The sequence below is a fragment of the Rhodococcus sp. 05-2254-6 genome (assembly GCF_002258565.1).
GTDB lineage: Bacteria > Actinomycetota > Actinomycetes > Mycobacteriales > Mycobacteriaceae > Rhodococcoides.
The window spans coordinates 1-585 of the sequence record NZ_NOZF01000168.1; the positions used below are offsets into that span (position 1 = coordinate 1).

At 58.5% G+C, this 585-nt stretch carries 1 protein-coding gene; it reads right to left on the reverse strand.

What is annotated here, in order from left to right; genetic code table 11:
- Positions 1-585 (reverse strand): AMP-binding protein (locus tag CH256_RS23040; protein ID WP_141215486.1); only part of this gene is annotated, 585 nt, incomplete at both ends.

Below are 585 nucleotides of genomic sequence, written 5' to 3' on the forward strand. Positions count from 1 at the left end.
CCGCAAACCGGAATCCAACACAAACAACGCATCACCCGGCACCGGCGTACCGATAGGAGCTCCATGACCAGGCTTCATGGGCGCACTCATAGAGGCGTAGAACGTCTCTGTCTCCCCGTAGCCATTGATCATTTCTCGGCCTGAAGCCCACCGATCGACAAGTTCGGGCGAGCATGCCTCACCCCCCACAAAAATGGTCCTTACTTGATCTATTCCCTCGGGCGAGAGCATCTCGAGTGCGGACGGGGTCTGGTTGACGGTGGTGACCTGCTCGTCTACCAGGATTCGGTGAAAGTCCGTTGCGGAGCGGGCGGCATGCTCAGGGATGATCACCAAGCGGCCGCCGTGCAGCAGAGCGCCCCACATCTCCCACACCGACACATCGAACGAGTACGAATGGAACATCGACCACACCTGATCTGGGGAATGTTTGAAAGCATGTTCCGAAGCTGCGTAGGTCTGGGTGACGTTCGTTTGTGTGATGCCGACGCCTTTGGGTGTGCCTGTCGTTCCTGAGGTGTAGATGATGTACGCGAGGAGGTCAGCATTCGGCACCGGCAACGTCGTCGTCGGCTGTTCAGCGAC